We start from the raw sequence: 20,278 nt of genomic DNA on the forward strand, positions 1-20,278 counted from the left end.
GTTGATGGTTTAGAAATCACTGATGCAGTATTCAGTGTTGTTATTAAAGTTAGGAAAGTATAGATGATTACTGTTTGGATAAACTGCGGGTCGATTTCAAAGCGATTGCCTGCCCACAAAACTTCCGTTGCCGCTTAAAAAGTTGATGGCCTTTGTAATGTTCCGCTCAACACTTTCTACTGTTTTTAAATTACTGATGTAGCGGATAATCTCCTGTTGACGGGATGAAGGAAGCTTTTTAAAATTTTCTTTTGCTGTTTTATTCTTCGCCAAAGCTTTTTCAAGTTCAGGATGCATCTTCAGTTTTCTGTCTTCAGGATCAAATTCAATGCTGATGGTAATAGTTTCCCCGATTCGTTTAGGCGAATCTTTCAGCATGATGGTGTTGATGTACAATCGCCAATGCCCGGCATATTTTACCAATGTTTGCCGGTAAGGATTTTTATTGATCACACCTCTTATCGGTATGGGCCCTTTCTCTTTGCCGGACGCTTGTAAAACTGTTGCAAGTATTTTTTCCGGAACAAATACAAAAGGGTTTATGCCGATGATCTCAATTGATGCTTTAAATCTTGCCATTTATCCATTCGGGAATTTTACAAAGAAATAATCGTCCTGAAAGTTAAGTATAAGTTTGGTGTAAAATTGTAGGCAGGGTTCTCTGCGATCGACAGAATATACTACTGTGAGCCCCACATAGACAGGGCTGAGTCATTGGCGTTTTGTAATTACGGTACGCTTGTGAGACAAAATACAAATATGAATGATGTTAGGATTATACTCTCTTCCTCATTTAAGTCTCTGCGAATATAGGCAGTATTGTTTGCCATATACCCGTCAATTGCTGCAATAATTGTATCGCCTTTTTTCAATACCCAGCTGAACATTCCGTGAGGAAATGACTTTTTAATTTTTCCCTTCCGGTTTTTATAAGTGGTAATTGGTTTTATTGTTATAGTATCATTATTCAAAATAAGCCAACCCTTATTTATCAAATCCAATTTGTTTTTATTGATCAAAAGAAATTGCGATGTCTTGCCTCTGTAATTTATTGTTCCCCACGCTTTGTTAAGCTCATTTGCATAGTAGGGTTCTTCCTGCGGGGAACGTTCCCCGGGCTTTGAGAATAAATTGATTATTCCAAAAAGTAACGATTTTCCATGCCGCACAACATTTATATCATGGTTATAAATAACGATGCAAGAATCAACATCATTATCAATTTTCAACCTGGTTTCATAGGTTGTTTTTTCAGTACTCTTCGAAGGCAGAATGACGCCCAGCCTGTTTTGTTTCTCGGATGTTGCGATGGCCGTATTATACAAAACAGTTAACCGACTGTCAAATAAAAATGAAATGGCAGAATCCCAACTTCTTACTTTAATGATATCTGAGCGAAATGTACGCATCATATCTTCTCCCAGAAATATTGTTCTGTCGTGTTGAGCTGCTGTTGTTAGTATTAACTGCAGAAAGAGTATTAAAAATGAGAAGTGTTTCATAATGATTTTTTCGAACATGAACCTACGCATATTCTTATTGGAGAACAATAGCAATAATTACTGATGGCTTGAAATGTTTTGCAAATATTACCGGGCCTGATTTTTTTATAACAAGCTTTTTTTATTTAACCTGAACTCCTGCTTTTGCTTTTGCAGGAATCAATTATCGAATACAAAAATTCAGAGAATGATCTGTCTTGGTTTTTGGGAGCATCCTTCTTAACGGCATTACGAAACGAATTCTATCTGATAGTTGGTATCTGAAAACAGCATTCGTGGCAATTCTGAAATTTCCCATTGTTCATGTGCCCAATAAGGGCGTAGGTTTACAATGGATAGATTTAAAGTTTCTCTAACGTATATGGGTACTGTATTTGTGGCTTTTTATAAAACTTTATCTATGCAATCAAAACTCTACCCATTTCCTTTTATCGCTCTTCTCTTTCTTTCACTCAGCTCCTGTAAAAAATGGTTACCCGAAAACCGCATTGAAGGTTCGTGGCGTTTAACCGAAGTAGAAAAGCGCCGGGCTTTTAGTAATGAACGCATCAACTCGGGCTACGGATCCGGCTTGTTCCGGTTTAATGAGAACGGCACAGCTTCTTATACCAATGCAACTGATACCATGCAAGGCAACTGGCAGATGCGTACACAAAACGGCCCCGGTTATTATGATAATGATGGAAATTGGCAAACAGACAGCAGGCAGGTGCTGATTCTAAAACTATACGACTTTAATAATAACCGTGTGATCGATTGGTATTTCGATCATTTTGATTTCCGTTCTTCCGGTCGGAGGTTATATGCGTTTATTGAAAGCCCGAGTTATAACTACCGGTATTGTTTTAGTAAACAGTGATCGTAAAATATTTATGAGCTAGGGGCACAAGCGAGACGCTTTCGCCATTGGGGGGTATTCAAATCATTTGATAAGTCCGCTACCTCTCATGGCATCAAGATATTCTGACCAATCCGGTTCATGAATTCGTTTAATAGTTATTGGTAATTTGTCAAAGCCAGAAAGTGCTAAATTCAACCTTTTGTTGAAGTCCTGAAATGACCTTGTATACCAATGCCAGATTCTTTTACCATTTCCTGTATAAACAAATGATAATATAGAATGTAAGTCACCCTCAAGTTTATTCACTAATGAATCTTCAAATAGGGCCATTAATTTTGATTCGTTGTCATCAGGATAAAATAAACCATTTAATGAACTATAAGGCCAAATAATTTCTACTCTATCATTATAAAGTGAAGATTTAATGAAGTTGGTTAGACTGTCCCTGCCCCGAAGAAAGAAATAATTATCTTTTGATTCGCTTTCCGCATTAAACCATGAATCAGTTAATTTCAATTTCATGTTATCTTTTCCTTGTTTACCCTTTGCAGGAGTCATCTTGTTTTTTGAACTCGAGGTCTGACATGAAAGAATTAGCCCAATGAAAACTGAAAAATAAACCCGTAGCAAATATTTCATGTACTAGTTAAAAAGGATGATTAAGAATGGCTGCTAATATATATATCGGAGATGCGATTCTAAAAAATAGTGATAAGTGAAAATTAGTATTTGTTTGTTCAAATTTGGGTATTGTTGTCAGTATAATCCAATCTGGAAAAGATTCACCTCACCACCTCAAACCCTTCAAACTTCATCAATTCTTTATCTTCAACGGTAACAGAAGTAACCTTGCTCTTGGGTGAGCCCATCCAGCACCATTCAATAAAATCAGCTAACTGATCTTCGGTGCCTGTGGCAACAACAGCCACATCACCATCTGGGGTATTGCGTACAGTGCCGGTAAGTAATAGTTGTTGGGCTTTCTCAAGTGTATAGCTGCGAAACCACACACCCTGCACTTTACCTCTAACGGTTATGGCTACAGTTTTTTGCATCAGGTAATATCGGCAACGGTTTTACTCTCGAGGATTTTAAGATTGGCATCACGCACTTTTATCATCATGTCGTGCAGGCCGCAATGTTTTTCATCGCAGTTTTTGCAACGTTCATAAAAGTGAAGACTTACGCAGGAGAGGGGAGCAATAGGCCCATCGAGTAAACGGATGACCCTTGCAAGTGGTATTTGCGAAGGTTTCAGTTTGAAATAATAACCACCACCTTTTCCTTTCTTGCTCTCAAGAATACCATCTTTGCGCATCAGCAATAAGATATTCTCCAAAAATTTCAGCGGGATTTTTTTCTTTTTGGCAATATCGGCTATGAGAAGCGGCTCGTTATTTTTTTGCTGGGCCATATAGCTCAGCGCCTGGAATGCGTACTGTGTTTTTTTTGAAAGCATCTTTGTGTGTTTCGTTTAAACTAAGTGGCAGTGGGTATTTGCTCTGCAAACAAAGGTGCTACATTTATCGCAAAAAAAAGATACTATGCGCACAACCTTATTTTCTCTCTTTTTACTGGCTCAATTTGTTATAGCAGAAAAGGCTACTGCACAAAAACTAAACACGTTTGTAGGCGGCAATCTTATACTTGGGTTTCCAACCGGCGATTTTAAGGATGGCTATAAACGAGCAACAGGCATTGATGTATCACTTGGTTTTGGCGGGAAGCATTTATATGGATTGGGCACCATTGGTTATTTTTCTTATAAAGAACAGTCGGGCAATCCTTACGGAAAAATAACAGTAGTGCCGATAAAAGCAGGTTTACGTGTATACCCAAAAAATAGTTTGTTTTTAAGTGGAAATGCAGGCGTTGGTTTTTTGAAGGATGAAGCAATGAGCAAGAGGGAATCGAGATTTATGTTTGATGCGGGTATTGGTCTGCATTTGCTCGTTGGACAAATAAGTTTGAATTACGATGGCTGGAAACGACAGAATACAGATGGCTTTTCAGGAACAATACAGTTAAAACTTGGTCTTGCGTTAAAATGATCTCAGCATAAAATGCAGCACCGGCTTGTTAAAATATATACAAGAACAGCCGCTTTTTATTTTTGGTACAATATTGGAAAATGAACTGTAAACAGATGTTATGAAGAGCAAATTTTTATCCATTATTGTAGCAATTATTGGTTTAACAAGTGCTTCCTACGCACAAAAAGGCAATACCATTTTTGGTGGTAACGTTATTGTTGGCGCACCACTTGGCGATTTACGGAACGATTACAGAAGCGTATTTGGCATTGAAGGTTTTGGTGGTTTTGGGTTAGGGCAGAGTGCATATATTACCGGAACCATCGGGTTTCAATCGTATGCACCGGAAACTTATAATCCTTATGGCAAGATCAGCATGATACCGTTAAAAGCTGGAATCCGTTATTACCCAGTAAAGAATTTATTCCTTACGGGCAATGCGGGTGTTGGATTAATAAAAGATGAAACCATTGATGCAAGGGAAAGCCGCTTTGCCTATGATATTGGCGCCGGTTTAAACTTTAATATTTTTAATGCCAGTGTACATTACGATGGCTGGCAAAAGAAAAATACTGATGGCGGATCGCACTCGGTATTGCTGAAATTGGGTATTGCAATTCGTTAAACGAGTTTGTGCTCGTAAGCATATTTAATTAACCCGATCACTGAATTGGTTTTCGTTTTGCGGAAGATGTTTTTCCTGTGTGTTTCAACAGTACGTTCGCTCAGGAATAATTCTTCCGCAATTTTTTTATTGCTGTATTCCTGTTCAATAAGCCGCACAATTTCTACTTCACGGTTGGTGAGTTTGTTCTCATCGCTCACTTGTTTTCGTTCGCTTGCTTTCAGCATTTCCTGCAGCACTTCATCACTGAAATAAATACCACCTTCGGCAATTTTATTGAGTGCGTTAATAAATTCTGTTTGACCGATGTTCTTCAACAGGTAACCGCTGATATCACTTTCTTCGATCATCTGGTTTACCAAACTGCCTTCGCCATTCATTGATAATGCAATGATTTTAATAGAAGGGAATTCCTTTTTCACCTGCTTTGCCAGTTCAACTCCAGTTAACACAGGCATCATTACATCCGTAAGTAAAATATCAATTTCTTGTTTTTTTAATAAAGGCAGAATAGTTTCCGGGTGGTTCGATTCAATTACGATCTCAAACTGATTGTATCCTTTTAACAAGGAATGTAAACCGTCAATAACGATCTGGTGATCATCAACAATCGCAATTTTATAATGATGCAAGGACATAATGTGGAGAGGTTAAATCGAAGATATTGAAAATTAGAGTTCAACAATTCTGGTTTGCGTTAGCGGAAGATGAATAGCAACTAACGTTCCTTTGCCTGCCGCAGTGTCAAAGTCAATAGTGCCATTGAGATAGTCGATCCTTGCTTTCATGTTCTTTAAACCAATGCCGCCTTCGTCGCCAATTTGTTGTACATCGAAACCTTTACCATTATCTTCAATGGTGGCGCTGATGCCATCCTTATCTTTAATAAGTGCAATATCTAACTGCGATGCACCTGAATGTTTAATCACATTGTTCACACACTCCTGCAATACACGGAACAAAACGATCTCTACATCTTCATTCAACCGTTCCTGCAAACCTTCTACATGCAGGTTCACTTTGATTATTTTCTGATCGATCTTATCAAGAAACTCAGCAACAGCTTTGCCCAATCCTGATTTCAATAACATATTCGGCATCATCTGGTGGCTAACCGTTCTTACTTCTTTACAGCTTTCATCAACCAAACCAATGATGCGTTCAAACGAAAGTTTCTGATCAACGCTTGTGAACTGGAGTTCATTCTCAAATGCGGAGAGATTCATTTTAGCTGCACTCATCATTTGTCCAACACCATCGTGCAGGTCTTTGGCAATGCGTTGCCGCTCTTTTTCTTCAGCTTTTAATACCGCAGATGCAGCCAGTTGTTGCTGCTCAAGGACAGCTTGTTTCATGGTTGCTTCCTGTTTTAATTTATAACGACGGTAGTAAGAAACAGCAAGAAGCGAAAGCAATACAATTGACAAAGCAATTCCAATGATCCAGTAATTTTTCTTTTCAATGATGTATTGCTGCCGTTGAATTTCTTTTTCTTTTTCAAGTGTTTCATATTTAGTTTCAAGCTCAGCAAATTTTTGTGAAAGGTTGTCTGTAAACAATGAATCTTTTGTTGATGCATAGAATTTGAACATCGCTAAAGCTTCGTCGTTCTTATTCAATGATTCGTATGAATGTGAAAGTGCAAGGTAGGTTTGGTTTACTTCGGGTAAACAGTTTACTGCGTCTTTACCAATATTCAACGCTGCCTGCAATATGGCAATAGATGAATCGTATTGTTTCTGGTCGTGAAAAACCAAGCCAAGATTATTCATGCAACTAACCTGTCCCTTGGTGTCGCCCAGGTCTTTTCTTAATTGTAGTGATTCATTGATGGCGGCTAAAGCCTCCTTGTAATTTTGCTTTTTGATGTAAAGTGCGCCAATGTTGTTTAATGCGTTGGCGAGATATTCTTTATCCTGAATTGATCGGCTGATCGTGATTGCCTTGTTGTAGTAAGTGGTTGCTTTATTATCATCGCCTTTTATTTTATAAACGTTCGCAATATTTACAAATGACCCTGCTAATCCATAATTATCTTTTAGTTTTTCTTTTATTTCGATGGATTGAAGCTGGTATTTGATGGCATCGTCATAACGTCCAAGATTCTGGTTAAGGATACCGATATTATTGAGCGAATATGAAATGCCGATATCGTTCTTGTGTTTTGTAAAGAGTGATAAGGCCTGTAACTGGTTTTCCAATGCTTTATCAAATGCTCCTTTCTTCTGGTAAACGATCCCGATCTTATTATACACTTTTGCAATACCCAGGCCATCATTCAACTGTTCTCTTATTTTTCCTGAAAGCTGATAGAAGGCAATAGCACTATCATATTTTTCCTGGTCGAATAACAAAATACCAAGATCGTTGTATGCCTGCGCCATTCCTTTTGGATAATTTACTTTTCGGGCCTGTTCAATTGCCTTAAAACCATATTGCATTGCTTTATCCCGGTTTACCAAACGGTATTCCCATGTAAGGTCATTGTAAATTTTCACCAGCTGGCTGTCTTTACTGTTAACGACAAGTTTTTCTAAACTGTCAATCACTGATTTGTTTTTTTGCGCTTTCAGTGACATACTAAAAGCCAATAGCAAACCTGCAAAAAGTATTTTCTTCATTTTATTTTTTTATAGCTTCTTTGTTTGTGGTACATGAATGGCAATTAATGTTCCATTGCCGGGTGAGCTGTCAATGTCAACAGTGCCTTTTAAGAATTGAATACGACTTCGGATATTTGAAAGACCCATTCCATCCTCGTTTTGTTGGAGATCGTTTAAAAAACCTTTGCCATTATCTTCAATGGTTACGCTGATGCCATCATTATCATGAATTAGTGAAATATCCAACGTGCTTGCTTCTGCATGTTTAATGCTGTTGTTGATACATTCCTGTATCACACGGAATAAAATAGTTTCTGTGGTTGTGTTCAAACGTTCATTAAAACCCTCGCTGTGAAAGCTTACCTGTAGTTCTTTATTGCTGATCTTACTTGCTAATTCTTCCACGGCATTGGGCAATCCTTTGTTGAGCAGGGCAGAAGGCATCATGCTATGGCTCACTGCTCTTACTTCTTTACAACTGTCGTCCACTAGCTGAATAATATTCGCCAGTGATTTGCTTTGATCACCATCCTGAATGTTTACTGAATTGTAAAACGAGGAAAGATTCATGCGTGCCGCACTCATCATTTGCCCCACTCCATCGTGAAGATCTTTTGCAATACGGGTGCGTTCTTTTTCTTCAGCTTCAAGAATTGATTGTGCAGCAAGTTCCTGTTGCTTTAAAATTTCTGTTTGGTGTTTTACCTGGTGTTTCCAACGGTAACGGTAATAAAGTAAGTAACTGATAACGGCTGCAAATGCAACAAAGCCAAGGATCAGAAAGATCTGTGTATTTTGTTTTTTGATAGTGAATTGCTGAACCTGTATCTGCTGTTCTTTTTTATTGGTTTCGTATAACGTACTCAGTTCTTCTATCTGTCTTGTCTTCTGTGCATTGAACAATGAATCTTTTAGTTGTGTGTACCAGGTATAATAGTCCAATGCTTTTTTATACTCACCGGTTACATTGGCTATGCGGCTTAACTCAGCATAGTTGTTTGAAAGCAGCTCACGGTACTGCATCCGTTCGGCAAGTTTAGTACTTGCTTCAAGATAATAAACTGCACGCTCAAACTTGCCCCAACTGCCATACATTACACCCATATCTGCGTAGCTGAGAGTTAGGGCAAATGTATCTTTCAACTTTTGCCTGATGGCAAGTGCACGCAGATTATAATCTTCTGCCTGATCAAATTTGCTTTGCAAACCATACACGCCAGCTAAAAAATTATAACACCAACCTTTACCTCCTTCGTCTTTTAACTTTGTAGCTATCTGCAGCGCTGCATTATAATGACGGATGGCTTCTTCATAGTTTCCCTGGTATTCATAAACAACACCGCTTTCATTCATAATCATTTGTATGCCACTCGAATCTTTTAGTTTGGTAAACAGCTCAAGTGCAGTATTATAAAAGCTGAGTGCCCGTTTCAGATCCCTTGTTTTACGGTAAAGCTTTGCAAGATCGTTCATTATATAAGCCTGCTTCTGCCATAGGCTGCGACGTTCATAAATTCCTTGTGCAAAAAAGTAATAAGCTGCTGCTTTTTCATAGTCGCCTTTAAAATAAGTTGCCACCCCAAGTGAGTGATTAAGTTCAGCTAATGCCAGTGAATCGTTGAGTTTAGTTGCAAGTGATATACCCTCTTCACCAACTTTAATGGTCTCATTAAAACTGATCAGGCTAAGTCTTCCGGTGAGTAGTATATATGCTTTTAGTTTTGCGTTGTAATTGGTTGTACTGCCAATGGTAGCACGCAGGCTGTCAATTGTTGTGTCTTGTGCAAACACAGCAAGTTGAAGTAAAAGAAATAGTAATGTGGGTAATGCGGTTTTGGGTTTGGGCCACATGGTGCTTACAAGTTAAGCACTTCTTTCATTCCGAAGAAACCGGTTTTATCTTTTAAAAATTCGGCAGCGAGTACGGCACCTAAAGCAAAGCCAGTGCGGTTATGAGCCGTGTGTATGATCTCGATATCATCAATAGCCGAACTGTATTTTACGTGATGCGTGCCGGGGGCTGGATCGATCCTTTCGCTGATGATCGAAAGATCGCCGGGATGTGCAGACACTTCGTTCACCCATTTTTCTTTACGACCCAACTGTTCCAACACCTGTTCAGCCAATGAAATGGCGGTGCCGCTTGGCGCATCTTTTTTTGCAGTGTGATGGATCTCTTTCAGTGTTACTTCGTAATTGCTTTGTGGCGCCATCAATTGTGCCAGGCGCTTATTCACTTCAAAGAAAATATTTACTCCCACGCTGAAGTTGCTCGCTACAATTAATCCTGTGCGGCTTGCTTCTGCAATGGCCTTTGCTTCATCAAGTTTTTCCAACCAACCGGTAGAACCACAAACCACTGGTACACTCTGCTGTAAACAAAAAGTTACATTCTTGAAAGCAGTATGCGGACTGGTAAATTCAATGACCACATCTGCTTTCTTTATATTCTCAGGAGTAAGATCATGAAGGTTATCTGCATCAATGATTAATACAGCTTCGTGGCCACGTTCTTTCGCAATTTCATGGATGGCTTTGCCCATTTTGCCATAACCGATCAGCGCTATGTTCATCTAAATAGTTGGTTTGATTTTTTATAACGATGACCGTTGTGCAAACAATCATCTTGCTGAATTATTCTTTCCAAAGGTAAAGACTAATCCAACTGACGCCTGTTTGGTTACAGGATTTATAGTAGGGTTCACCCGCATCGACAGATCATCTGAAACTTCAAACGCTTTCAAATGACCATCAACTGTTGCATCTACCACATTTAATCCCCACAAAAGAAGAAAGATCAATACTGAATAATCAACGTACTGTCTTACACCAATACGATACTGCCGCACAGCTTCTGCATCAACCGGTTGAAATTTTGGTTTGATGAGATAATCATTCGACGGGAAAGTGTCAACCTTATAACGGTAAGCATCTCTTGCGTCAATATATTCTTTGCGGTTGTAAATAAAGAAACCTGCAGCAGTGCCCAACGCACCATAAACAATGGGAATCTTCCAGTATTTTTTATTGTAGGCTTGTCCCCAACCCGGAATAATTGCAGAACGGATGGTTGCTTTGCGTGGCGAATGTTCTGCTTTCTTTTTGGTTGTGTCGATTGCCTGTTTTTTTGTTGTGTCTGTTTGTACAGACGGAACAACGGGTTTCACTGCAGCAGTATCCTGTGCAGCAACAGCATGCAGTAAACCAAATGAGATGAGTATAAGAAAAAAGAATTGCCTCATGTGTTATTCAACATCGGTGCCCAGTGTTTTCAGTATCTGGTTGAATTGTTCAAGCGAATAATATTCGATCAAAATACTGCCATTGCCTTTTTTGCTATGGTTCACTTTTACTTTGGTACCAAATTGTGACGCTAAGTTATCTTCAATTCGCTGAAAGGCCTGCGGCAAACCGCCTTTTACAGCAGGTTTAACAGGTGCAGATTTATACAATTGACGAACCAAAGCTTCCGTTTGACGAACAGATAATTCTTTTTGCTTTACCTGATGATAAACGTATAACTGCTTATCAATTGTATCAACATTAATCAATGCTCGTGCATGACCCATGCTTAATGCTCCAGTGCGGACAGCCAATTGAATATCGGGCGGAAGTTTCAGCAGACGGATATAGTTGGTAACAGTTGTACGATCTTTTCCCATGCGTTCTGCTACTTGCTCCTGTGTGTAATCCAGCTCTTCCATCAATCGTTTGTAGCTGAGGGCAATTTCCACTGCATTCAGGTTTTCACGCTGCAGGTTTTCAAGCAACGCAAGTTCCAGGAGTTCCTGATCGTTTGCCTGGCGGATGTATGCCGGAATATCTTTCAGGCCAGCAAGTTTGGAAGCACGCCAACGGCGCTCACCCGAAATAAGGCGGTATTTGCCTGAAGGAAGTTTTGAAACAGTAACCGGTTGAATGATATCGTGCATTTTAATGCTGTCGGCCAGTTCTTTCAGCGCTGTTTCATCAAAATCACGGCGGGGCTGTTTTGGGTTTACCTCAATATCTCCTACAGGCACCCGCAGCATGGATGTAACTGCTTCGGCCACAGTTGGTTTCAACTGACCGGCTGTGGTTTTCAGATCTTCATCAATACTTTGCAGCAGGGAACGTATTCCCTTTCCTAACGCATCTTTTTTTCCGGGTGTAGACATACTTTTTCTTTATTACAGTCTGCGAAGTACCTGAAAAAAAACCAAAAAACAAGGATAGATGATGAGGGTATGTTGAACTAACTAATCTCCTCCACCGCATCCGCTGCTGCAGCTTGAACCGCAACTTGAGCTTCCACTATCTGCCCCATCGCTTGCACTACCAAAGTCGCCACCTGCACCCCCGCCACCAAAGTCGCCGCCATTAAAATCAGAAAAGCCCGGATCGTCAAAATAACTTGAAAGAGGTGCGTCAGTTGAATAACTTGAATATCCGCCGTCGCTGTAAACAGTGGTTAATTGTGGTTGGTAAGCTTTTTTAGCAGCAGTAAGCTGAGCATCACTGAATTTTGGTAAATCCCAGATTTCTACAGGAGCATCAAATCCAAATTCAGTACGGTAGAGCAGAAGTGTTTTTACGTATTGTTCAGCAAATGCTTCCGTTTGGTCATTAAACGGTATAAGTTCAGGATGATGATCGAAGTTGTATTGAATCACCTCGTCACAAAATTGACGATAGGGTTTTGTGAAAAGTAAATGCTCATGCCAAACAATATCTATGATTTTGGAAGGAGTTACCTGGAAATTGCTGATAATACCTAAGTAAACAAATTTCTTGTATTCGTGAATTGCATGTAATGCAAAATTGGTATTCCAGTTATGTTTCCTTTTGATTTTATCGGCAAAGGCTCTTGTCGAAGCATCTTCTCCACCAAACAATTCTGTTATTCGATTCCAGACGTTCGGCGGTACAATATGATTGAACTTATACGAATCAAGGCTTAACCATAATTCCTTTTTGTTGATTTCAGGCATTTCAATGTTATTATGAGTGACGATTTATTTCATCAAACTATACCCCAACCACGTAGCAGCCAAACCCAGCAACAAACTTCCAATCACATATAAAAAAAACATGCCGATGCGTTGCTGTTGTAACATGATGAGGCTTTCGAGTGAGAATGCAGAAAATGTTGTAAACCCACCGCAGATGCCTGCAGCAAGAAACAAGCGCCAATTGGTTGCAAAATGTTCGCTTCGTAATGCATAGGCAAACACCAGCCCGATAATAAAACTGCCAATGATATTCACCAGGAAAGTGGCAAGAGGAAATGAAGCATGCTTAAACCAAACTGCAAATGCATAACGCAACATGCTGCCCGCAGCACCACCAAGACCAACGAGGAGAATATTTTTAAGCATAAGCAAGAAGTTGGGAGTTAGAATACAGAATTTAGAATAAAACAACATATACTCGGTATGTTTTTCTTCTCTCTACTATCTTCTGTATTCTAAATTCTTTACAGGTTCCCCGTAAACGTATAATTGAAATCAACCTGCCACAAACCGTTACGCTTGATCACCTTCACAGGCATTTGTTTCTTTTTGTAAGAGTTGGAATAATTAACGATCACCACCGTGTCGCTTACATTATCAACCGAATGAATAATAATAGAAGACCCTTTGTAGCCTTCTTTATCTTTTTTGCTCATTTCATCTTTGTATTTTTTTTCGATGAGATCGAGCTCATACAAATTCAAACTGTCTTTGATCATCAGTTCTCTTGCCCAATCATAATCACCATCCAGCGAGCTACGGATAAATTCACGGGCTGTGTCCAATGCTTCAGTTGGGCGCTCACGTTCCTGTTTACAGGAAGCAACGGCCACGATAACAGCAAGCAATAAAAGAATTCTTTTCATGATGGGTCAAATGTACAAAAGGGAATGATTTGAGGAACAGTTTTAACAGGCTGATAGAAACACCGATGACACAGATTGGAAAGATTTTCACAGATCAGATTTTAAATCTGCGTTTTTCTGCTCCATCAGTTTCATCTGTGACTCTATAAAAGAAAGATCCCGTCTCATTGCTGAAACGGGATGCGGTTGTATATGCTGCGGTGTAAGTACGCTCATTTAACGACGGTGGTAGCTGTTAGGCTGCTCCTGGTCTATCTTATGGTCTTTGTCGTAAGCCCTGATGATGGCCTTCACCAAACGGTGACGAACCACATCTTCTTCATCAAGTTCAATATGACTGATACCATCGATGTTCTTTAGAATGCGGATACCTTTTTCCAGACCACTGCGTTGGTTCTTTGGCAGATCCACCTGTGTCATATCACCTGTAATGATAGCTTTTGCATTTGCACCAATACGGGTGAGGAACATTTTCAACTGCAGATCGGTTGTGTTTTGCGCTTCATCCAAAATGATGAATGCATTGTCCAACGTACGGCCACGCATATAAGCCAACGGTGCAATTTCAATTACACGTGTGCTCATGTAATAACCGAGTTTATCTGCAGGGATCATATCATCCAATGCATCGTATAACGGACGCAGATATGGATCGATCTTTTCTTTGAGATCACCTGGAAGAAAACCAAGACTTTCGCCGGCTTCAACAGCAGGACGTGTAAGAATGATCTTCTTTACCAGCTTATTCTTTAATGCACGTACTGCAAGAGCAACAGCGGTATAGGTTTTACCGGTACCCGCCGGCCCGATTGCAAATACGATATCGTTTTTATCAATTGCACCCACCATCCGTTTCTGGTTTTGTGTGCGTGCACGAACAGTTTTACCATTGGGGCCAAACACCAGAACTTCGCTTGGGTTTCGTTCCACAAAGGCATCAACTGTTTCCTGGTCGTCGCCGCCGAGGATTTGTTCAAGATAATTTTCGCTGAGTTGTCCGTTACGTTCTAAGTAAGCAATGAGCAGATCAATTTTTTCTTTTGCCTGATCTACCTGTTCGGGGCTGCCACTTAATTTGATTTGTGTGCCCCTTGATAAAATTTTTAAGAGTGGAAACTTTTTCTTGAGGATGTCTAATTTACCGTTGTTAACACCAAAAAATTCAATCGGGTTAACGGTTTCGAGGTTAATGATCGTTTCAGTCAAAGTTTTTTCAGTTTAGCGGCCGGTACCGGAATTAGTGTACTACGTTGCGCAGGCGTAGTAAAGATTTCAGCACCAAACCAAGTTCACAATAAGTATCATTCGGGCAACGATACTTCTAACCCTTCCATCTGTTACCAATATTAATCATTGACAACAGATTTTCATAAAGGTACTTATTCACAGGATGTGGAAACGTTAACGCAGGGTGAAGAATATTTTTCGGTAGTTGTTATATCCAAAGAAGGTTAGCCTCATAACTCAACAATCTTATTTTTAACAAATGGTAAGATCAGTTGTCATTAGGTAATAAAGATTATAAATGCCCGTCTTTGATAGTTAATTGGCACAGTAATCGTAACAGTTAAGTGACTCTCAATATAAAAACAGAAGATGCAGCCAGAAAGAGTTAAATTGTAGAGGTACGTTGCTTAAACCTATATGAAGTTATCACCTGTTATACTATTTGCTCTCTTTTTTGCACTTGCATTGGCAGGATGTGGCGGTTGTTTTCAAAACAATACTGTTGTGAAACCGAAAGCTGTTACAGACAGTATTACTATCGACTTGCCATTGTCTACATTTAATATTCCTGTGCGGTACGACCTGCACAATTTTGAAGTATGGATCAACCAGGTGATCAAAGGAAAATTTCTTGAAACTGTTATTAATCCATTAAATGATAAACGTGATGAAGCACGATTGATCTTAACCAAGACCGGTACGATCCAGATTAGTTCAAATGGTGAAAAACTCATTTGTTTAGTTCCATTACAGTTAGAAGGTGTGCTGGTGAAAAGCAGGATGGGGAAGGGGCTCACCAGTTCTGCCGACACAGTGTTTACAACGGTGAACATTGAACTGTCTACTCCTGTTTCATTAGATAAAAACTGGAATCTTGTAACTGCATTTGAAATTGAAAAGTTGCAATGGATTAAGGAACCTGTTTTTCAAATAGGGCCATTTAAAAAGAATCTCACAAAAAAAATCAATGAATGGGTGGAGGAAAATGAAGGAATGCTTACCAAGATCATGGACAGGGAGATCAACAAAACAGTTTCTATGGAACCACCTTTGGCAAAAGTGTGGAAGGATTTGCAAAAGCCAATTATCATTCACAAAAAACAGCCGAATGTTTGGCTCACGTTCAACTGTGAATCGATTGAAGGAAAAATAGTATTGGGCCAGTCAACCATTACATGTGAAACAAGGGTACTTGCAAAAACAAAAATCATCACCGATACCACTACAATGTCAGCGGCAAGCCCACTGCCGGCTTACCGCTTACTCAAAGACGCATCAGCAGAATCAGATATTCATTTGTATGCATACACCTCTTTTGCTGAAATAAATGAAGAACTGAATAACCAGTTAAAAGAAAAAACATTTAATGCTGAAGGCTATTCATTGAGCATTAAAGGCATCAATGCATATGCTTCGGAAGCAGGAATTTCTATTGAGATACTTACAAGCAGAGATGTGAAAGGAAAATTAATAGCAAGCGGAAAATTGGAATTTGATCCGGGCACGCAGTCACTGATGATCCGGAATTTTGATTATTCTGTAAGCAGTAACAGCACACTAGTAAATGCCGGTGATATGCTGTTGCATCAACAGGTAAAAGATACAATTGCTTCCAAGTTGATTGTGAAAATGCGAAACTTGATCGATACTGTTCCGCAACTGGTCGAAAGTGCAATAGCAAAAGGAAAGTCGAGCGATAAAATTGATCTGGAGTTTGAGCACCTTGAAGTGAATCGATGTGAAATTTCAATGGGAGCTGAAGGCATTCATTTTGTGATCCATGCAGAAGCTACCGCCGGTATTCTGTTGAAGAAATTAAAACCGGGCAAACGGTTACGGATAAAGAAAGCGCAGAAAAAAAATACCTGAGCTGAATAGAATACTGTTTCCATTGTATTGAAGCTGCCTGTTGATCCCTTATTTTTACACAATCATGGCGGTTTATTTCTCTTCATTAAATTCAGGTAGTAATGCCAATTGCTATTACGTTAGTAATGGTGAGGCAGCTATATTGGTTGATGCCGGATTATCCTGCAGAGAAACGGAAAAGCGCATGACCCGGCTTGGTTTAAAGATGGAACAGGTGAAGGCGATTTTTATTTCGCATGAACACAGCGATCATATCAACGGTCTGGAAGTATTGAGCCGCAAACACAAACTGCCTGTTTACATTTCACAGAAGACGTTAGCAAACAGCAATCTTTCAATTGATCAATCACTTACACGTTATTTCAAAAAAGATGATACAGTGTCAATTGATCAGCTGCAAATAAAATGTTTCAGTAAATCACATGATGCAGCCGACCCGTTTAGTTTTATGATCAGCTCACAAAACATTAATGTGGCGGTGATCACAGATATTGGGTACACATGTAAACAGGTACTACATTACTTTCAGCAAAGCCATGTTGTTTTTCTGGAAAGTAATTATTGCGAAACGATGTTAGCCAATGGCGATTATCCTTATCATCTCAAACGCCGCATCAGCAGCGATGAAGGACATCTTTCAAATAAGCAGGCACTGGAGTTATTTCTCAATTACAGAACGCCGCAGTTAAGTCATCTAATTTTGTCACATCTTTCAAAGAACAACAACACTCCGGAAACAGTCGAAGAGTTATTTAAACCACATGCCGGTAACACGAACATAATTGTTGCATCACGTTATGAAGAATCTGCTTTGTTTTCAATTGATGCGGTAAGCGTGCCAGGTGCGGCGAGACCATTATTGAGGTCAGTGAAAAGGAAGCCCAGCAACGAATCACAGTTGTCTTTATTCTGACAACAACAGCGATTTTCTATATACCATAGATTAATCACTATTTGAAAAGTAATATCTTCCATTACCAAAATCATGTTTATGTACCAGATCATGTGGCCGGGAAAACCAGACTGGCCTTTATGGCAACGTTTACTGTTTCGTTTTTTCTTTGTCTATTTCGTGTTGTATGTAAGTCCGTGGCAATGGCTTGAAATTATTCCAGGTGTAAACTATATAACGGATTATTATTCGAAGTTTATTGATTGGCTGGTGAATGCTGCCAACAAAAAACTGTTTCATGTTTACAAAAACCTGGTGCCTTTAAATGGAAGTGGCGATACTTCATGGGCATTCATACAGTTGCGATTATTTTTATTGATCGCTGCTGTTACCATGATCGTTTGGTCGTTATTCGATCGTAAACGCCAACAGTATAATCGTCTTGCATATTGGTTCAGGATCATGTTGCGGTATTTTATTATCATCAATTGTTTTGGTTATGGTTTTGCAAAAGTGTTTCTATCGCAAATGCCATTTCCCAACAACAGTTTAATGGCTACTTCATTGGGCGATCTGTTGCCGATGCGTTTATCGTGGGCATTTATGGGAGCATCTCCAACCTATGAATTCTTTTCAGGACTAATGGAAGTGATCGCAGGTGTTCTCTTGCTTTTCCGACGAACAGCAACATTTGGTACATTACTGGCAGCGGGTGTTTTTGCCAATGTATTGCTGATGAATCTTGGTTATGATATTCCGGTGAAACTTTTTTCTAAACACTTGCTGATTGCATGTCTTGTGTTGTTATCATTTGAATACAGACGCATCCTGAATTTTCTTGTATCCAACAGGTATGCTGAACAAGGTAATCTCTATTACATACGATATCCCAAAAAATGGATGCGTATTGCAGCTGTAACAGTGAAGCTGCTATTCATTGTGTTTTTTGTGATCTTGGGAGGAGTTGACTCATATAAGGGATATGCACAAAGAAGCAATACGCCTGAATCGAAACCCATTCGCTCAGGTTTGTATGATGTAACAGTGTTTGTAAAGAACGGCGACACGATCGCTCCATTGCTATACGACACCCTTCGCTGGCGAGATATTGTGTTTGAAAAAAATGGTTCTGGCAGTGTAGGTACAACGGATACATTGTTCTGGCAACGTTACAGGCGTGGGTATTTCCGCAGCAAGGTTGACACTGTCAAAAAGCAAATTGAGTTCAGCAAATCAAATCCTGCATTTGACATATTTAATCTGTTTACCTTACAGTATGAAATACCTGACAGTAATCGTATTGTTCTGAAAGGAAAGATAAGGAGCGATTCTGTGTATGCAGTTTTACAACGAAGCAAACGGCATTTCCAGCTGGCAGAAAAACAGTTTCATTGGTTAAGTGAATACAACAGGTAAATAATTTCAACTTTGTACATCAATATTCATACACATCATACCAGGCCTGTTGAAGGTATCATCAGCATTGGTAACCTGTACAAAGATTTTGATTCCATTGAAGCTGACAGCTTTTATTCTGTCGGACTACATCCCTGGTATCTTACCACAGAAACATGGGAAGAACAATTTAAAGTAGTAAAAGAAAAAAGCCGTTTAAAGAATGTTGTAGCTATTGGTGAAGCAGGGTTAGATAAAGTAACTGAAACTGATTTCGAATTACAACAAGCTGTTTTTTCAAAACATGTTCAACTGGCCAATGAAGTACAAAAACCGTTGATCGTTCATTGTGTGCGGGCACATGCGGAAGTAATTGCTTTGCTGAAGCAAACTACTGCGCAGGTGCCGGTTATCTTTCATGGGTTTAATAAAAGTATAGAACTGGCAAGGCAACTTATCGCCTTAGGTTATTATCTCTCTTTTGGAAAAGGATTGGAAAAGCATGGTGTGCAGGAAGTATTGGCCGCTTTACCTCATGCTAAGATCTTCCTTGAAACAGATAACAGCACAGCCTCAATCGCAGAAATTTATACGCATGCAGCGTCAGCTTTTCAAATTGACGAAGAATCGCTTAGTTTGCAGCTCCAAAAAAATGCAGCAACTGTTTTTGGCGCTGCTCTTACAAGATTATGATGAATGATATTTCATGGCTTTCACGCACCAGTTTGTTGATAGGTGAGGAAACCGTTCGTGCATTTACAAAAAAACATGTGATGATCGTGGGTATGGGCGGTGTTGGCTCTTTTGCTGCTGAATTTATTGCACGTAGCGGTATTGGTAAAATGACGATCATTGATGGCGATGTGGTTGATCCCAGCAATCGCAATCGGCAGTTGCCTGCATTGGCAACCAATCATGGTGAATCAAAAGCATTGATCATGGCTGAACGTTTAAAAGCCATTAATCCGGAACTGGAATTGAATGTGGTGAAAGAATTCATCAATCCTGAAACAGTATTGCAGCAGTTTGCTTACAAACCCGATTATTTAATTGATGCTATCGATAGTATCACACCAAAGATCACCTTCATCCGAATGGCATATGAAAGTGGTTTACCATTGGTGAGCAGTATGGGTGCAGGCGCTAAACTCGATCCCACTCAATTAAAGGTTGTTGATATTTCTAAAACATACAATTGCCCGTTTGCACAACAGATACGGAAGAATTTGAAAGGTTATGGTATCCGCCGTGGAGTGAAAGTTGTTTTCTCACCCGAACAACCCATTAAAGAAAGTTTGATGCTGACAGATGGAAGAAACTATAAGAAGTCAGCATATGGAACCATCTCTTATTTACCTGCTGTGTTTGGTGCAGTAACAGCTTCGGTGGTGATAAGAGATTTGATCAAAGAAATAAAAGGCTGATGCAAAAGAC

23 protein-coding genes are annotated in these 20,278 nt (G+C 39.5%); 8 read left to right on the forward strand and 15 right to left on the reverse strand.

Translation table 11 applies throughout. The features are described 5' to 3' along the window. Positions 1-96 precede the first annotated feature (96 nt). Positions 97-579, reverse strand: a complete 483-nt coding sequence (locus WG954_RS09750) for a YdeI/OmpD-associated family protein (RefSeq protein ID WP_340435934.1) — start codon at positions 577-579, stop codon at positions 97-99. Positions 580-728: 149 nt separating this feature from the next. Continuing rightward, on the reverse strand, positions 729-1,502 hold the full coding sequence (locus WG954_RS09755) for a hypothetical protein (RefSeq protein WP_340435936.1): 774 nt from the start codon (positions 1,500-1,502) through the stop codon (positions 729-731). 400 nt (positions 1,503-1,902) lie between these two features. On the opposite strand from WG954_RS09755, the gene WG954_RS09760 reads away from it, so the two are divergent. Beyond that, a complete protein-coding gene (locus WG954_RS09760) occupies positions 1,903-2,361 on the forward strand; it encodes a lipocalin-like domain-containing protein (protein ID WP_340435938.1) in 459 nt (152 codons plus the stop codon). A gap of 63 nt (positions 2,362-2,424) precedes the next feature. On the opposite strand, the gene WG954_RS09765 is transcribed toward WG954_RS09760, so the two are convergent. The 3 genes from WG954_RS09765 to WG954_RS09775 form a co-directional block, all read right to left on the reverse strand. After that, positions 2,425-2,901: a DUF695 domain-containing protein gene (locus WG954_RS09765; protein ID WP_340435940.1), complete on the reverse strand. Its 477-nt coding sequence runs from the start codon at positions 2,899-2,901 to the stop codon at positions 2,425-2,427. Between the two features lie 224 nt (positions 2,902-3,125). Next, entirely contained in the window at positions 3,126-3,398 is a 273-nt protein-coding gene (locus tag WG954_RS09770; protein WP_340435941.1) for an acylphosphatase, read from the reverse strand. Next, the gene (locus WG954_RS09775; protein WP_340435942.1) at positions 3,398-3,802 is read right to left on the reverse strand and encodes an RrF2 family transcriptional regulator; all 405 of its coding nucleotides are present in this window, start codon (positions 3,800-3,802) and stop codon (positions 3,398-3,400) included. Before WG954_RS09775 ends, WG954_RS09770 begins: the two co-directional genes overlap by 1 nt. Positions 3,803-3,887: 85 nt before the next feature. Between WG954_RS09775 and WG954_RS09780 the strand changes: the two genes are divergently transcribed. Together WG954_RS09780 and WG954_RS09785 are read left to right on the forward strand one after the other, a co-directional pair. Then, the gene (locus tag WG954_RS09780) at positions 3,888-4,394 is read left to right on the forward strand and encodes a hypothetical protein (RefSeq protein ID WP_340435943.1); all 507 of its coding nucleotides are present in this window, start codon (positions 3,888-3,890) and stop codon (positions 4,392-4,394) included. Between the two features lie 100 nt (positions 4,395-4,494). Beyond that, on the forward strand, positions 4,495-5,001 hold the full coding sequence (locus WG954_RS09785) for a hypothetical protein (protein WP_340435945.1): 507 nt from the start codon (positions 4,495-4,497) through the stop codon (positions 4,999-5,001). Here WG954_RS09785 and WG954_RS09790 read toward each other — a convergent pair. The 10 genes from WG954_RS09790 to WG954_RS09835 form a co-directional block, all read right to left on the reverse strand. Next, the gene (locus WG954_RS09790; RefSeq protein ID WP_340435947.1) at positions 4,998-5,639 is read right to left on the reverse strand and encodes a response regulator; all 642 of its coding nucleotides are present in this window, start codon (positions 5,637-5,639) and stop codon (positions 4,998-5,000) included. The two genes, WG954_RS09785 and WG954_RS09790, sit on opposite strands and share 4 nt — an antisense overlap. Before the next feature lie 33 nt (positions 5,640-5,672). Continuing rightward, positions 5,673-7,622: a tetratricopeptide repeat-containing sensor histidine kinase gene (locus tag WG954_RS09795; RefSeq protein ID WP_340435949.1), complete on the reverse strand. Its 1,950-nt coding sequence runs from the start codon at positions 7,620-7,622 to the stop codon at positions 5,673-5,675. Between the two features lie 9 nt (positions 7,623-7,631). Beyond that, on the reverse strand, positions 7,632-9,455 hold the full coding sequence (locus WG954_RS09800; protein ID WP_340435952.1) for a tetratricopeptide repeat-containing sensor histidine kinase: 1,824 nt from the start codon (positions 9,453-9,455) through the stop codon (positions 7,632-7,634). Between the two features lie 5 nt (positions 9,456-9,460). Continuing rightward, positions 9,461-10,177, reverse strand: a complete 717-nt coding sequence (gene dapB / locus WG954_RS09805) for a 4-hydroxy-tetrahydrodipicolinate reductase (protein ID WP_340435954.1) — start codon at positions 10,175-10,177, stop codon at positions 9,461-9,463. Positions 10,178-10,225: 48 nt separating this feature from the next. Further along, positions 10,226-10,846, reverse strand: a complete 621-nt coding sequence (locus WG954_RS09810) for a DUF5683 domain-containing protein (protein WP_340435955.1) — start codon at positions 10,844-10,846, stop codon at positions 10,226-10,228. 3 nt (positions 10,847-10,849) lie between these two features. After that, a complete protein-coding gene (locus tag WG954_RS09815) occupies positions 10,850-11,761 on the reverse strand; it encodes a ParB/RepB/Spo0J family partition protein (protein ID WP_340435957.1) in 912 nt (303 codons plus the stop codon). Between the two features lie 81 nt (positions 11,762-11,842). After that, complete coding sequence (locus tag WG954_RS09820; RefSeq protein ID WP_340435959.1) at positions 11,843-12,574, reverse strand: glycine-rich domain-containing protein; 732 nt, start codon at positions 12,572-12,574, stop codon at positions 11,843-11,845. A 24-nt stretch (positions 12,575-12,598) separates the two neighbouring features. After that, complete coding sequence (gene crcB / locus WG954_RS09825; protein WP_340435961.1) at positions 12,599-12,961, reverse strand: fluoride efflux transporter CrcB; 363 nt, start codon at positions 12,959-12,961, stop codon at positions 12,599-12,601. A 98-nt stretch (positions 12,962-13,059) separates the two neighbouring features. Next, entirely contained in the window at positions 13,060-13,461 is a 402-nt protein-coding gene (locus tag WG954_RS09830) for a hypothetical protein (protein WP_324228210.1), read from the reverse strand. A gap of 216 nt (positions 13,462-13,677) precedes the next feature. Beyond that, the gene (locus WG954_RS09835) at positions 13,678-14,667 is read right to left on the reverse strand and encodes a PhoH family protein (RefSeq protein WP_182804526.1); all 990 of its coding nucleotides are present in this window, start codon (positions 14,665-14,667) and stop codon (positions 13,678-13,680) included. Between the two features lie 438 nt (positions 14,668-15,105). On the opposite strand from WG954_RS09835, the gene WG954_RS09840 reads away from it, so the two are divergent. The 5 genes from WG954_RS09840 (at position 15,106) to WG954_RS09860 (ending at position 20,268) form a co-directional block, all read left to right on the forward strand. Next, positions 15,106-16,557 carry a DUF4403 family protein gene (locus tag WG954_RS09840; protein ID WP_340435964.1) on the forward strand — a complete coding sequence of 484 codons (1,452 nt, stop codon included), beginning with the start codon at positions 15,106-15,108 and terminating at the stop codon, positions 16,555-16,557. Between the two features lie 64 nt (positions 16,558-16,621). Then, entirely contained in the window at positions 16,622-17,470 is an 849-nt protein-coding gene (locus WG954_RS09845) for an MBL fold metallo-hydrolase (RefSeq protein ID WP_340435966.1), read from the forward strand. A gap of 78 nt (positions 17,471-17,548) precedes the next feature. After that, a complete protein-coding gene (locus WG954_RS09850; protein ID WP_340435968.1) occupies positions 17,549-18,865 on the forward strand; it encodes a hypothetical protein in 1,317 nt (438 codons plus the stop codon). A gap of 12 nt (positions 18,866-18,877) precedes the next feature. Continuing rightward, positions 18,878-19,537 carry a TatD family hydrolase gene (locus tag WG954_RS09855; RefSeq protein ID WP_340435970.1) on the forward strand — a complete coding sequence of 220 codons (660 nt, stop codon included), beginning with the start codon at positions 18,878-18,880 and terminating at the stop codon, positions 19,535-19,537. Continuing rightward, positions 19,534-20,268, forward strand: coding sequence for a tRNA threonylcarbamoyladenosine dehydratase (locus tag WG954_RS09860; RefSeq protein WP_340435972.1), 735 nt, complete (start codon positions 19,534-19,536; stop codon positions 20,266-20,268). Before WG954_RS09855 ends, WG954_RS09860 begins: the two co-directional genes overlap by 4 nt. Positions 20,269-20,278: the final 10 nt, after the last annotated feature.

Origin of the sequence: Lacibacter sp. H375, assembly GCF_037892425.1 — a bacterium.
Lineage (GTDB): Bacteria > Bacteroidota > Bacteroidia > Chitinophagales > Chitinophagaceae > Lacibacter.